Raw genomic sequence first — 13118 nt, forward strand, 5'->3', positions numbered from 1 at the left:
TCGACCACAGCGGTCACCCCTCGATTCTTCCTCGCGTCACGCCCAGCAACCCCGCCATCGCCTCGCGCGCCGCCGCGGCATCGCGCGCGCGGATCGCTTCGAACACCGCCGAATGCTCGGCCAGCGACGCGTTGAACACATCCGCGCGTTTCGCATTGAGCCGCAATTGCGCTTCCAGCGTGCGCTCGATCAGCGTGCCGAGCGGAATCAGCAGTTCGTTGCTGCAGGCGCTCAGCACGCACAAATGAAACTGCAGATCGGCGCGCACCCATTCATCGACATTGCGCGCCGCGACCATCGCCGCATGTGCCGTTGCCAGCGCATCGAAAGTCTCATCGGTGTGCGAGGCCGCCGCCAGACCCGCTGCGTACGGCTCGATCATCTCGCGCATTTCCTGCAACTTGAGCGCGAACGCCATCGGCTCGGCGACGCGCGAGTACCAGTCGAGCACATCGGCATCGAGCAGATTCCATGCATTTTTTGGCCGCACGCGCGTGCCCACGCGCGGCCGCGATTCGATCAATCCTTTCGACGTCAACGTGCGCAGCGCCTCGCGCAGCACCGTGCGGCTCACGCCGAACGTCTCCATCAACGCCGCCTCACGCGGCAGGATCGAGTCGGGCGCGTAGTCGCCACGCAGAATCGCGGTCGCCAGCAGATGGGCGACGCGCCCATGCAGATCGTGCTGAATAGCTTTCTCCCAGCAGCCTTGCGGCGTTATTTGATATCGGAACCAAGGCCGGAACGAGCGGGATTATCCGGTATCCGAGCCCTCGCACGTACTGCGTCGGATCCGTCGAATCAATCCCAAACTTTCACCAATAGTACTATTAATAGTACTTAAACAGCGTTTTGTTGTAGCATGTGAATCCTCGAAATATTCCGCTGACGGGCAAGCCGCAAGGAGACGCACACCATGAAAATCACCAGGCTCGAAACCTTCATCGTTCCGCCACGCTGGTGCTTCCTCAAGATCGAGACTGACGAAGGCATCGTCGGCTGGGGCGAGCCGGTGGTCGAAGGGCGCGCGCATACGGTGGCGGCTGCCGTCGAGGAACTGTCCGACTATCTGATCGGCAAGGATCCGCTGCTGATCGAAGATCACTGGCAGGTGATGTACCGCGCCGGCTTCTACCGCGGCGGTCCAATCACGATGAGCGCGATCGCCGGTGTCGACCAGGCGCTATGGGACATCAAGGGCAAGCATCACGGCGTGCCGGTTCATGCGCTGCTCGGCGGCCAGGTGCGCGACAGGATCAAGGTGTATTCGTGGATCGGCGGCGACCGCCCGAGCGACGTCGCGAACAACGCACGCGCCGTGGTCGAACGCGGCTTCAAGGCAGTGAAGATGAACGGCTCGGAAGAGCTGCAGATCATCGACACCTTCGATAAAGTGCAAGGCGTGATCAACAACGTCGCCGCGGTGCGCGAGGCGGTCGGGCCGAACATCGGCATCGGCGTGGACTTCCATGGCCGCGTGCACAAGCCGATGGCGAAGGTGCTGGCGAAAGAACTCGACCCGTACAAGCTGCTCTTCATCGAAGAGCCGGTGCTGTCGGAGAACGCCGAAGCATTGCGCGACATCGTCAATCAGACCAATACGCCGATCGCGCTCGGCGAGCGTCTGTATTCGCGCTGGGACTTCAAGCACATTCTGTCGGGCGGCTACGTCGACATCATTCAGCCGGATGCGTCGCATGCGGGCGGTATCACCGAGTGCCGCAAGATCGCGTCGATGGCCGAGGCGTACGACGTCGCGCTCGCCTTGCACTGCCCGCTCGGCCCGATCGCCCTGGCGACGTGTCTTCAGATCGACGCCGTGAGCTACAACGCATTCATCCAGGAACAGAGCCTCGGCATCCACTACAACCAGGGTAACGATCTGCTCGACTACATCAAGAATCCGGAAGTCTTCAAATACGAAGACGGCTTCGTGTCGATTCCGCAAGGCCCGGGCCTCGGCATCGAAGTGAACGAAGAGAAGGTGCGCGAGATGGCGAAGGTCGGCCACCGCTGGCGCAATCCGGTGTGGCGCCATGAGGATGGCAGCGTCGCGGAATGGTGATTGCGTGAACGGGAACGCCGCCTGAGGGCGGCGTTCTGTTTTGAACGACCCGTGGCGCCGGCGCGCGTTACGAAAAGTGTGGCGCACGCCCGTCTCAGTTACGTAACATTCTCGACCGAAACGGTCGAAACAAGTCGTTTCCGGCCCTTTCCGTGCTCCGCTGCGGATCGCACAAAGCCTTGCCCACAAAGGCTTTCGCGCCGTTTGTTCGGCACCGGACATACGCTTGGCCCGCTCCTTGCTCAAATGCATTCAAACGACAATGCATCGGGGAGCATCATGGGCGAGTTCCTTCCAGACTATCTGCTGCGCGAACAGGCCGCCGTTGGCGCGCTAGTGGTGTTCGGCGTGCTTCGCATTTTCGGCGCGGCGCTCGCATTCGATCGCGGCTGGCGCATCCCGGTGGTCGAAAAATGCTTCATCGCGGCCGCCGTGCTGTACTGCCTGCCGCAACTCTACGACCTGCTGACGCATATGTACGGCTCACGCGCCGCGGTCGCGGAACTGGAAGGCAAGGCAGCGGGCTGTGCGATCGCGCTGTTCTGCGCGCCGATCCTCGGACATCGGCTCGGCCTTGAATAACCCCGCATTCATCGATCGGATGTTCTCCATGCGACAGGCAAAAAGACCCGCGTACCGCACCGGCGACGTACTGATGCTGAAGTCCGGCGGACGTCCGATGACAGCCACCTGGGCCGGCCCGGTGGTGTTCGCGCCTGGCAACTGGCTGATCTGCCAATGGTTCGGCGACGATGGCGAACTGCATCAGGACATGTTTCCGGAAGAAACGCTGGAACGGGCACAGAACGCGCTCGCCGCCCGGGCAACTCAGCCCAACGCCGCGAACGCCGGAACGCTATGCGCCAGTACGGCCGCAGCGACGAACACGCCGATCATCGCCAGCGCTTCCAGATACAGCACGTTGACGAAGGTATGCGCATCCATCGTCGATGCGGTGCGGCGCAAACGCGGCAGCGCCAGGAAACGGTTGAGGCCGCCGAGCACGAGAGCCAGCGCGACCAGCGCGAGCTTCAGCGTCAGCACATGACCCCAGGTGCTGATCTCGATCGCCTCGAACGAGCCACCCGAACCGCGCACGCCATTGAATATGCCGGTCAGCAGCACGAAGCCGACCGCCACTAGCGACACGTTCGACACCTGGGTCGCCGTGCGGATCAGGATGCCACGCGCAGTGGAGATGCCAAGCGCGGGCAGAACCGATAGTCCGGCTGCCATCGCCAGCCCGCCCCAAACGCCCGTGACCAGCACGTGCAGCGTCTGCAAGCCGATCGCCGCCGAAGCCGGTCCGGCATCGGCGGCATGCCCGAGCGATGCCTTGCCCGCGGCGATTGCAATCACCGCCAGCCACAGCAGCGCGTTGCGCACCATGCCCGTGTGATGAGCCATGGCGGTTCCGAGCAACACGAGCGCACCCGCGAACGCCACGCTCCAGCCGTAGCCGACATGCGTTTGCGTCAGCACGGTCGGCACCACGCCGATCGCTGCGGGCAACGCGACGCCGCTCATCGACGCCGCCTGGTACAGCAGCCAGCCGAGATCCGCGAGCACCAGCACGACGGTGGCCGTCAGCATCGACCGTTGCGCGCGCAACCAGGCGGGCCGCGCCGGTGCGATCTTGGCCTGCGCGTCCTTTGCGAGCCAAGCGCCGAGTAACGCCGAACCCACCGCAAACGCAAACGCGACATTCATGAGCGCGGCCATAGCGACCTGCCCGATCCACAGTCCGTCGATGCTCATTTGACGGTGAACGCGAAGTCGCCTTGGGTACGGTGGCCGTCCGTGGCGACCGCGGTCCAGTGCACCGCGTAGCGGCCCGCCGCCAACGACGGCAGCGCCAGGCGCATGACCTTGGCTTCGTTCTTGTCGACTTGCGAGGCAGCCGGCGCGATAGCCTTACCGCTCGCATCGCTCAGTGCGAGCTTGCTGAAAGCCGGCTCGAGCGGCTCGGTGAAATGAATCGTCACTTCGGCGGGCGCGGTAACTTCGGCGTTCGCCGCCGGCTCGCTCGACACGAGATGCGCATGCGCGAAAGCCGCGGGCGTCAGCGCCAGCGCCACCGCGCCGACTGTCAACGCACGCAGCGCCGGACGAGAAAAATCGAATAGCTTCATGAAAGGCCCATAGCTTGTGAAAAAGGAAAACGATAGACGTTGAGCCGATGGACGCTTCTGCCGGAGACAAGCCGGCGCGCCCGGAAGTGTACGCTTCGATGGTTGCCACGCACGTCGGTTCAACCTGCTTTGTTATTCGAGCCGCGAGGTTCACTGCTTGCAAGCTCGATCACGCACGCAAAATTGAGATGACTGGCAAGCCATGTCAACCACAATGCGCGGCAAACTGTCGCATACCTGTGACAGCAGGAACCTTCTCTATTGTGGCAAATAGTCACCATCACCCTTCGATGATAGAATGCTGCGTCGCCGCAGCGCCGTCTGCCCTTCACACCGAGCCGCTCGAAGTTCGGTCAGGTCCCCGATTTTGATGGAGTTACGCGTGTCTTCAAGACGCATTTTCCGCCCGTTGCTTGCCCTTCTGCTGATCGGCTCCGCGGGCGTCTATAGCGCTGCGAAAGCGCAGACTCAACCGAAGGCCCCCGATACGATGGAAGCGCGTGTGCAAGGTTGCACGGCCTGCCACGGCTCGCACGGCCAAGGTACTGACAATGATTATTTCCCGCGTCTGGCGGGCAAACCTGCGGACTATCTGTACAACCAGTTGCAGAACTTCCGTGAAGGGCGCCGCAAGTACCCGCCGATGAACTACCTCGTCACGTATCTGTCGGACGACTACCTTCATCAGATCGCCACTTACTTCTCCCAGCAACGTCCGCCGTACCCGACGCCGGCCAAGCCGACCGTGTCGGCGGCTATCGTTGCGCGCGGCCAGCAGATCGTGCTGCAGGGCGACGCATCGAAACAGATTCCGGCTTGCGCGGCTTGCCACGGCAAGGCGCTGACCGGTATGGAACCCGCTATCCCGGGTCTGGTCGGTCTGCACTCTGACTACATCAGCGCGCAGTTGGGCGCATGGCGTTCGGGCTCGCGCCACGCAATCGCGCCTGATTGCATGCATACCATCGCTACGCGTCTTACCGATGAAGACGTGAACGCTGTCGCTGCATGGCTTTCCACACAGACGGCTCCGCAAAACCCCGTGCCGGCTCCGGCCCGCTCGATGAAGACTCCGCTTGCCTGCGGCAGCGAACCGCAATAAGGCACCGGGAGAGACACTCAAATGAAACGCAAGTCTTTGTTCGCCCTCTCGGCAGTCGTCGTCGTAGCGGCTGCCGCACTCGTTCCCGTCCTGTGGTCGGGCGGCGATAACCTGCATAACGGCACGGCCATGGCGGCCACGCCCGCCGACCAGGCCGCGCTGATCAAGAAGGGCGAGTACCTCGCCCGCGCCGGTGACTGTATCGCGTGCCACACGGTACGCGGCGGCAAGGAATTCGCCGGCGGCCTGCCGATGGCTACGCCGTTCGGCACGATGTTCACACCGAACATCACGCCTGACGACCAGTACGGCATCGGCAAGTGGACGCAAGACGACTTCTATCGCGCGATGCACACCGGCCGTTCGAAAGACGGCAGCCTGCTGTATCCGGGCTTCCCGTTCACGAGCTACACGAAGGTCACGCGCGCCGACTCGGACGCGATCTACGCGTACCTGCGCTCGGTCACGCCGGTCAACGTCGCCAGCCGTCCGCACGAACTGAAGTTCCCGTTCAACAACCGCAACCTGCTGATCGGCTGGCGCACGCTGTTCTTCCGTGAAGGCGAGTACAAGGCCGATCCGACCAAGTCGGTCGAATGGAACCGCGGCGCGTATCTGATCGAAGGCCTCGGCCACTGCGGCATGTGCCACACGTCGATCAACGCAATGGGCGGTCCGGTCAATTCGGCTGCATTTGCGGGCGGTCTGATCCCGCTGCAGAACTGGTACGCACCTTCATTGACGTCGAACAAGGAAGCAGGCCTCGGCGACTGGGAGATCAAAGATATCTCGGATCTGCTGAAGACCGGCGTGTCGCAGCGCGGCGCGGTGTTCGGCCCGATGGCTGAAGTGGTCCACAACAGCCTGCAGTACATGTCGGACGACGACATCCGCGCCATGTCGACGTATCTGAAGACGATTCCGCAAAAGAGCGAGGCGCCGGAGCCGTTGCAACTCGAAACGTCGGAAAAGTTCGGCGGCGAACTGTTGAAGCAAGGTCAGAAGATCTACGCTGACAACTGCGCGAAGTGTCACGCGGAAAATGGCCTCGGCAAGCCGTCGGCCTTCCCGCCGCTCGCGAACAACCAGTCGATCCAGATGCCGTCGGCGGTCAACCCGATCCGTATGGTGCTGAACGGCGGTTACCCGCCGAGCACGGCTGGCAACCCGCATCCGTACGGCATGCCGCCGTTCGCGCAGGCGCTGTCGAATCAGGAAGTCGCGGCCGTTGTGACGTACATCCGTATGTCGTGGGGCAACCACGGCACGGCCGTGTCGCCGCAGCAAGTGGCTGATCTGCGTTCGGCGCCGCTCGACTAGGCAGCGTTAGATGCACCCGGGGCGCGGCCTGCGAAAAACGCGGCCGCGCCCTTCGTTTTTTCAGGACCGGTATCATGTGGGCACGTTTGCCCTTATGAAACCGCGCAGGAGGAAAGAGCCGTGCATGTCGGTGAGCGTTTTAACAGCATTACCCACCTCGTCGGCGCCGTGCTGTCGGTGGCGGGGCTTGCTGCGCTCGTGACGATGGGCGCGCTCGACGGCGACGCGTACAAGGTGGTCAGTTTCAGTGTCTACGGTGCGATGCTGTTCGTGCTGTATGCTATCTCGACGCTTTACCACAGCGTGCGCAACCCGCGCGTAAAAGCCGTTCTGCAAAAATGCGACCATTCGGCGATCTACCTGCTGATCGCCGGCAGCTACACCCCGTTCACGCTTGTCACGTTGCGCGGACCGTGGGGCTGGTCGCTATTCGGCGTAAGCTGGGGGCTTGCCGCCCTCGGTATCGTGCAGGAACTGACGCTCGGGCGACGCACCCGCAGCGTTTCGATGGTGCTGTATGTATTGATGGGGTGGCTCGCGCTCGTTGCCGTCCGCCCGCTGGTTCAAGCCTTACCGGCAGCGGGTACCGCCTGGCTCGTGGCCGGCGGAGTCATCTACAGCGTCGGCATCTACTTCTTCATTAACGACGAGCGCATCCGGCACGGACATGGTATCTGGCACCTGTTCGTACTGGCGGGCAGTCTGTGTCAATTCGTCAGTGTCGCGCGCTACGTCGCGTGACACGCCACGGCGGCGAAATGCAACTTAAGGCCAGTCAACGTGTCTGCATAGCGCGTTGAAGCATTCGGCACGCGTCTGAGCGTGCCGCCGATTTCTCAGCGACCGGAACTGGGCTTTGGCCTCGAACGCGCCATGCAGGCGCGTTCATGCCGCGCCTGGGCTCGTTTGTGCCGTTCGCAAAACTGCATTGCAAAGAGCTTTTATGTCTTTTGATTCCCTCGGCTTGTCCGAACCGTTGGTCCGCGCTGTACACGAACTCGGCTACACCACGCCGACTCCGATCCAGACGCAAGCGATTCCCGCCGTGCTCAACGGCGGCGATCTGCTGGCCGGCGCGCAAACCGGCACCGGCAAGACCGCCGGCTTTACGCTGCCGATCCTGCAGCGTCTGAACACCATGCCCGCCGTCGCCACGGCCTCGGGCAAGCGCGCCGTACGCGCGCTGATCCTCACGCCGACGCGTGAACTGGCCGCACAGGTCGAAGAAAGCGTGCGCGCCTACGGCAAGTATCTGAAGCTGAAGTCGACCGTGATGTTCGGCGGCGTCGGCATCAATCCGCAAATCGGCGCGCTGCGCAGCGGCGTGGACATCGTCGTCGCGACGCCGGGCCGTTTGCTCGACCACATGCAGCAGAAGACCATCGATCTGTCGCATCTCGAGATCCTCGTGCTCGACGAGGCCGACCGCATGCTCGACATGGGCTTCATCCACGACATCAAGCGGGTGCTCGCGAAGTTGCCGCCGAAGCGTCAGAACCTGCTGTTCTCGGCCACCTTCTCCGACGAGATCAAGACCCTTGCCGACAACCTGCTCGACTCGCCGGCACTGATCGAAGTCGCACGCCGCAACACGACGGCTGAGACGGTCGCGCAAAAGATTCACCCGGTCGATCGCGACAAGAAGCGCGAACTGCTCACGCATCTGATCAAGCAGCACAACTGGTTCCAGGTGCTGGTGTTCACGCGCACGAAGCACGGCGCGAACCGCCTCGCAGAACAGCTGACCAAAGACAGCATCAGCGCACTGGCGATTCACGGCAACAAGAGCCAGTCGGCCCGTACGCGCGCGCTCGCCGAGTTCAAGGACGGCACGCTGCAAGTGCTGGTCGCGACCGACATCGCGGCACGCGGCATCGACATCGACCAACTGCCGCATGTGGTCAACTTCGACCTGCCGAACGTGCCGGAAGATTACGTGCATCGCATCGGCCGCACGGGTCGTGCAGGCGCGACGGGCGAAGCGATCTCGCTGGTGTGTGTCGACGAACTGCAGTTGCTGAAGGACATCGAGAAGCTGATCAAGCGTCCGGTGCCGCAGGAAGTGATTGCGGGCTTCGAGCCGGATCCGAATGCGAAGCCGGAGCCGATTCTGCGCCGCGGCCAGGGTGGTGGCGGCGGTGGCGGCGGTGGCCGTCAGCCGCGTCAGGGTCAAGGCGCCCCGAAGCGCGACGGCGCCCGGCGCGACGGCGCTTCGCCGGCGAAACCGGCGCAACATTCGGGTCAGCGTCCGGCGAATGGTCAGCAGCAACCAAGGCCGCAAGGTGCGAAGCCTGCGGGTGCCGGCGGTCAGCCGCGCCGGGATGGCCAACGTCACGACGACAAGCCGCGCGCAGCGGCGCATGAAGGCAGCGCCGCGCAACATGCCCCGCGCAAACCGCAGGGCGGTAAGCCGCAAGGCGGCAATCCGGGTGCATTGCTGGGCGGCGCGAAGCCGCGCAACGATGCGCCGCGTGGCGGCCAACCGTCGCGCAGCGGCCAGCGCGGCCGGTGAGATTTAAAGCCGTTGACCGGCTGACCGCGAGGCTTTAATCCCTGCGGTTAGCCGCAGCGGCTACCTGCTTCAGGTGCTCGATCTGCCGTTCCCATCGATCGAGCACCGCCTTCCCTTCGCCTTGCAGTTCGAACGTGATGCCGCCTGTCAGGCGCGCATAACGAACGCTTTGCGCCTCACCGGTATCGATCGAGCCGATCAGATACACGAGGCCGCTGTCATCGCCTTCGACGGTCGTTAGCGGCGTCACAAGCAACTGCACCTGATAAAACGCCTCATCGCAAACAAACGTCAGCGCGGCCCGTCCGCTTTGCGCGATCGCGCGCGCGGCCCGCGCTTGTGGCCATAACGCGATGCACAGCGTGCGCGAATCGGGCGCATACAACTCGCCGACGCCGAGCAGCGACGTGCGCACATGACCGTTCGCATCTACCGTCAGCAGCGACGCGGTGAAGCCCGTCTTGCTCGCGAGCGACGAGCCGTCGAATAGCGTGCGCACAGCGTCGGGCCATTCGTCGAACACGGTCTGTTCGAGCGGACGTTCGGGTACGGGTGAATCGCTCATCGTCTTGGTCCGGTCAGTGAAGGTCGCGCGGGTCTGAAAGCACATCATGCCTTGAAAAACGAATGGCCCGCACAAGCGGGCCATTCGTTTTCATACCGTTACGTCAGAGCTAAGAGGTTCAGCGAAAAAACACATGTTGCGTGATTTTCGCGAGCGGGTAATGCACGCCCGGCTGAATCCTGGCCGGCAGATCGAGCGGCTTGAGCAGCATCTTCACGCACATGTCCGCCGACAGATTGCGGCGCACCAGCGCGTTGATCCGTGCCGCGCGCTCACGGTTATAAGCCGAATCGTGCACGCGCTCAGGATAACGAATCGCGAATACATGCCGCAACGCGATCTCCGAGTCTTCGTTCTTGATCTCCATCACGCGGCGCATCAACGCGCCGAGCACGGCGAGACGGCCGTTGCCTTCAATCTTGTTGTACTTTTTGAAGTACTTGAAAAAGTGCTTGTAGTGACGGACTTCGTCGGTACGGATGTTGTCGGTGATCTGCTTGAGCACCGGTTCGTCCGAACATTCGCCGATCGCGCGATACAGCGTAGCCGTGCCTGTTTCCACGACGCAGCGCGCCACCATCTCGAGCGCGCGGCTCTTTTCGAAGTCTTCCACAGAACAGGTCAGCGAATACTCTTCGAAGAAATTGCGGAACGCCGTGTCCCAGTCGAACTCGGGCCAGACGTAAGCGACGTACGTCTTGAGCGCACGGCCGTGCTGCAATTCTTCCGGCTCCCATTCGCTGTTGAGCCAGGCCGAGACTTCCGGATCGCCGTCGAAGAAGGTGCTCAGATTGCTGGTGTAGAGATCCGAACCGCTTTCGATAAACGAAGCGGCGCACAACAGCAGCAGCAGATCTTCGTTAGCGACGGCCTTCTGGCGATCTATGCGGGTAAGGTCGATATCCTCGATCCGCCAGGGCATCACATGGTTCAGCTCGGTGTGCATCGTGTCTTGCTCCCAAAGCTGTATCGACTCGTGGAGCGTGCTCGAAACCGTCCGCTCTCGTCGGGACGGTCCGCCGCGTCAGATACAGCGCCTTGAATTAGAGTTAACCCCTTGTATCTTGCATCTTAGCCGGTGTTTCGCAACTCTGCAGATAACCCAGCACAGACCATGCCGGGCTGCTGCAGTTCCAATATCAAGGTAGTCGAATTATTCAGTCAGAAATAAAAAGGCGCGCGGACAGCGCAAAAAAGCCAGCCCAAAGAGCTGGCTCGTGTGTGGATGCATTGCCTCGAAGTCAGGCGCCGCAATGCTCGCCGCGCTGCAATAGACAGCCGCAAAGGCGCTTGATTACGCGTGCTGAATCCGGTCGACATGCTGTACGCGCCGCATACGCCACGCGACAACGAGCGACTTACCCGACAGCGCTGCGGCAATCAACACGTAGCAATTTGGCGCAAGCTTGTCACCGGTCAAATGTATAAACGTCTCCATGATCATCGGCGCAAAGCCACCGAAGATCGTCACGCCAATGCTGTAACCGATTGAAAGACCGGTCGAGCACATTTGCGTGGGGAATATCTCGGATATCAGCGAGGACTTCGGCCACGAATAAGCGGCCTTGAAGATGCCGGCCGCGCTTCGTTCGAATCGCCTAGAACCCGGCTGCCAGCCCGTCGCGACGGCTATCGCTCGCCGCCACGTAGCCACGCTCCGGATCGTGACGGTCGAGCTTCCAGATGTACTGGCCGGAGCCGAAGTCCATGTACGGATCGTCGATCGACTTGATCGTGTGACCCAGGTTCTGCAACGCCGCCGCGGTCTTCGGATCGAGCGCCGATTCGATGTCGATCGTGAAGTCGCGGTTGACCTTCCAGCGCGGCGCATCGCACGCCGCCTGCGGCTGCTGACCGTAGTCGAGCATCCGCACGATCGATTGCAAATGACCTTGCGGCTGCATGTCGCCGCCCATCACGCCGAAGCTCATCACCGCTTCCTGCTTGCCGTCCACCTGCTGCGTGAGGAACGACGGGATGATCGTATGGAACGGCCGCTTGCCGCCTTCTACTACATTCGGCGACTTCGGGTCCATCGAGAAACCGCAGCCACGGTTCTGCAGCGCGATGCCGCTGTCCGGCACCACGATGCCCGAGCCGAAGCCCATATAGTTCGACTGGATGAAGCTCACCATCATGCCGCGCTCGTCGGCCACCGACATGTAGATCGTGCCGCCGGCCTTCGGCATGCCGAAGTCGAAGTGGGTTGCGCGCCTGGGATCGATCAGCCTCGCGCGCGACGTGAGGTACGCGTCGTCGAGCATCTGCTCGGGCGTCACTTCCATCGACCGCGGATCGGCGACGTAGCGGTACACATCGGCGAACGCCAGCTTCATCGCTTCGATCTGCAAATGCTGCGATTCGACGTTGTCGACCTTCAGCGGGCTCACGTCGAATTTTTCGAGGATGCCGAGCGCGATCAACGCCGCGATGCCCTGGCCGTTCGGCGGAATTTCGTGCACGGTGTAGCCGCGATAATCCTTGCCGATCGGCTCGACCCAATCCGCGCGGTAATTGCGCAGATCGTCGACGCTCAGCGCGCCGCCGCCTTCACGCGCAAAGGCGGCGATCTGCTCGGCGATCTCGCCTTCGTAGTAAGCGCGCGGGCCTTGCTCGGCGAGCGTGCGCAGCGTCTTCGCGTGGCCGGGAAAGCGCACCAGTTCGCTGACTTCCGGCGCGCGGCCGCGCGGCATGAAGGTTTGCGCGAAGCCCGGCTGGTCCTTCAACTCGGGCACCGCCGCCGCCCATTTGTACGCGACGATGCTCGCAACCGCATGACCGCGCTCGGCGATTTCAATGGCCGGCTCCATCAGATCGGCAAACGGCAGCGAACCGAATTTCTGGTGCAGCGCTTCCCAGCCGGCGATCACGCCCGGCACCGTTACCGCGTCCCAGCCACGTTTGGGCTGCTTCGCAAGGCCGTTTTCCTCGCCGTACTTGCGCTTGAAGTAATCGACACTCCACTCTGCCGGCGCCACACCCGACGCATTCAGGCCATGCAGCTTCTTGCCGTCCCACACCAGCGCGAACGCATCGCCGCCCAGGCCGCAGGACACCGGCTCGACCACAGTGATGGCGGCAGCCGCCGCGATCGCCGCATCGACGGCATTGCCGCCCTTCCACAGCATCCGCAGCCCGGCTTGCGCAGCGAGCGGATGCGACGTCGAAACGATGTTGCGCGCGAAGACAGGCAGACGCGGTGTCGGATAGGGGTTTTGCCAGTTGAAACCAGTCATGTCGAACACTCTCGAAAGCACGCACCACCGCCCAGGGGACGCCGGAAACCGTGGTAGGACGGTGAAATGGGGAACCTTGGATTGCAGCGCGATCCGGGATAAAAAACAAATTCATTTATCAAATGAATAAATGCGTAAATAGCCCTGAATGAGTCGGCGCCGATCTCACGCGTGCCGCACGAGTTG

General features: G+C 62.5%; 13 protein-coding genes and 1 pseudogene. 7 read left to right on the forward strand and 7 right to left on the reverse strand.

Annotation, left to right across the window (positions count from 1 at the left end; genetic code table 11):
• Positions 1-13: 13 nt before the first annotated feature.
• Positions 14-721 (reverse strand): FadR/GntR family transcriptional regulator, encoded by a 708-nt coding sequence (locus SB772_RS15730; protein WP_410834322.1) that lies wholly within the window; start codon positions 719-721, stop codon positions 14-16.
• A 195-nt stretch (positions 722-916) separates the two neighbouring features.
• On the opposite strand from SB772_RS15730, the gene dgoD reads away from it, so the two are divergent.
• From dgoD to SB772_RS15745, 3 genes and pseudogenes are all read left to right on the forward strand, one after another.
• Positions 917-2065, forward strand: coding sequence for a galactonate dehydratase (dgoD, locus tag SB772_RS15735; RefSeq protein ID WP_410834161.1), 1149 nt, complete (start codon positions 917-919; stop codon positions 2063-2065).
• A gap of 279 nt (positions 2066-2344) precedes the next feature.
• Entirely contained in the window at positions 2345-2647 is a 303-nt protein-coding gene (locus tag SB772_RS15740; RefSeq protein ID WP_410834162.1) for a hypothetical protein, read from the forward strand.
• Positions 2648-2675: 28 nt separating this feature from the next.
• Positions 2676-2846 (forward strand): annotated as a pseudogene (locus SB772_RS15745) (YodC family protein); the annotation flags it as partial.
• A 47-nt stretch (positions 2847-2893) separates the two neighbouring features.
• Here the strand turns inward: SB772_RS15745 and SB772_RS15750 are convergent.
• On the reverse strand, positions 2894-3823 hold the full coding sequence (locus SB772_RS15750) for a CopD family protein (RefSeq protein ID WP_410834163.1): 930 nt from the start codon (positions 3821-3823) through the stop codon (positions 2894-2896).
• Complete coding sequence (gene copC, locus SB772_RS15755; RefSeq protein WP_410834164.1) at positions 3820-4197, reverse strand: copper homeostasis periplasmic binding protein CopC; 378 nt, start codon at positions 4195-4197, stop codon at positions 3820-3822. The genes SB772_RS15750 and copC overlap by 4 nt, the downstream gene beginning before the upstream one ends.
• Before the next feature lie 370 nt (positions 4198-4567).
• Here copC and SB772_RS15760 point away from each other — a divergent pair, with 370 nt between their 5' ends.
• From SB772_RS15760 to SB772_RS15775, 4 genes are all read left to right on the forward strand, one after another.
• Positions 4568-5299 (forward strand): c-type cytochrome, encoded by a 732-nt coding sequence (locus SB772_RS15760; RefSeq protein WP_410834165.1) that lies wholly within the window; start codon positions 4568-4570, stop codon positions 5297-5299.
• A gap of 21 nt (positions 5300-5320) precedes the next feature.
• Positions 5321-6619, forward strand: coding sequence for a c-type cytochrome (locus tag SB772_RS15765; protein WP_410834166.1), 1299 nt, complete (start codon positions 5321-5323; stop codon positions 6617-6619).
• A 120-nt stretch (positions 6620-6739) separates the two neighbouring features.
• Positions 6740-7360 (forward strand): PAQR family membrane homeostasis protein TrhA, encoded by a 621-nt coding sequence (trhA, locus tag SB772_RS15770; protein ID WP_410834167.1) that lies wholly within the window; start codon positions 6740-6742, stop codon positions 7358-7360.
• A 202-nt stretch (positions 7361-7562) separates the two neighbouring features.
• A complete protein-coding gene (locus SB772_RS15775) occupies positions 7563-9131 on the forward strand; it encodes a DEAD/DEAH box helicase (protein ID WP_410834168.1) in 1569 nt (522 codons plus the stop codon).
• Positions 9132-9165: 34 nt separating this feature from the next.
• Here SB772_RS15775 and SB772_RS15780 read toward each other — a convergent pair whose 3' ends face one another.
• The 4 genes from SB772_RS15780 to SB772_RS15795 all read right to left on the reverse strand — a co-directional run bounded on the left by SB772_RS15780 (position 9166) and on the right by SB772_RS15795 (position 12932).
• Positions 9166-9696 carry a hypothetical protein gene (locus SB772_RS15780; RefSeq protein WP_410834169.1) on the reverse strand — a complete coding sequence of 177 codons (531 nt, stop codon included), beginning with the start codon at positions 9694-9696 and terminating at the stop codon, positions 9166-9168.
• Positions 9697-9814: 118 nt separating this feature from the next.
• A complete protein-coding gene (locus SB772_RS15785) occupies positions 9815-10642 on the reverse strand; it encodes a ferritin-like domain-containing protein (protein ID WP_410834170.1) in 828 nt (275 codons plus the stop codon).
• A 348-nt stretch (positions 10643-10990) separates the two neighbouring features.
• Positions 10991-11350, reverse strand: a complete 360-nt coding sequence (locus tag SB772_RS15790; RefSeq protein WP_410834328.1) for a hypothetical protein — start codon at positions 11348-11350, stop codon at positions 10991-10993.
• Positions 11295-12932 (reverse strand): gamma-glutamyltransferase family protein, encoded by a 1638-nt coding sequence (locus SB772_RS15795; protein WP_410834171.1) that lies wholly within the window; start codon positions 12930-12932, stop codon positions 11295-11297. The genes SB772_RS15790 and SB772_RS15795 overlap by 56 nt, the downstream gene beginning before the upstream one ends.
• Positions 12933-13118: the final 186 nt, after the last annotated feature.

Source organism: Paraburkholderia sp. SIMBA_030 (assembly GCF_046535245.1).
In the GTDB taxonomy this organism is placed as follows: domain Bacteria; phylum Pseudomonadota; class Gammaproteobacteria; order Burkholderiales; family Burkholderiaceae; genus Paraburkholderia.

Coding starts and splice junctions, on each gene's coding strand:
- SB772_RS15785 (WP_410834170.1), bottom strand. CDS start 10,642: ATGCACACCGAGCTGAACCATGTGATGCCCTGGCGGATCGAGGATATC.
- SB772_RS15780 (WP_410834169.1), bottom strand. CDS start 9,696: ATGAGCGATTCACCCGTACCCGAACGTCCGCTCGAACAGACCGTGTTC.
- SB772_RS15765 (WP_410834166.1), top strand. CDS start 5,321: ATGAAACGCAAGTCTTTGTTCGCCCTCTCGGCAGTCGTCGTCGTAGCG.
- dgoD (WP_410834161.1), top strand. CDS start 917: ATGAAAATCACCAGGCTCGAAACCTTCATCGTTCCGCCACGCTGGTGC.
- copC (WP_410834164.1), bottom strand. CDS start 4,197: ATGAAGCTATTCGATTTTTCTCGTCCGGCGCTGCGTGCGTTGACAGTC.
- SB772_RS15740 (WP_410834162.1), top strand. CDS start 2,345: ATGGGCGAGTTCCTTCCAGACTATCTGCTGCGCGAACAGGCCGCCGTT.
- SB772_RS15760 (WP_410834165.1), top strand. CDS start 4,568: ATGGAGTTACGCGTGTCTTCAAGACGCATTTTCCGCCCGTTGCTTGCC.
- SB772_RS15795 (WP_410834171.1), bottom strand. CDS start 12,932: ATGACTGGTTTCAACTGGCAAAACCCCTATCCGACACCGCGTCTGCCT.
- SB772_RS15750 (WP_410834163.1), bottom strand. CDS start 3,823: ATGAGCATCGACGGACTGTGGATCGGGCAGGTCGCTATGGCCGCGCTC.
- SB772_RS15775 (WP_410834168.1), top strand. CDS start 7,563: ATGTCTTTTGATTCCCTCGGCTTGTCCGAACCGTTGGTCCGCGCTGTA.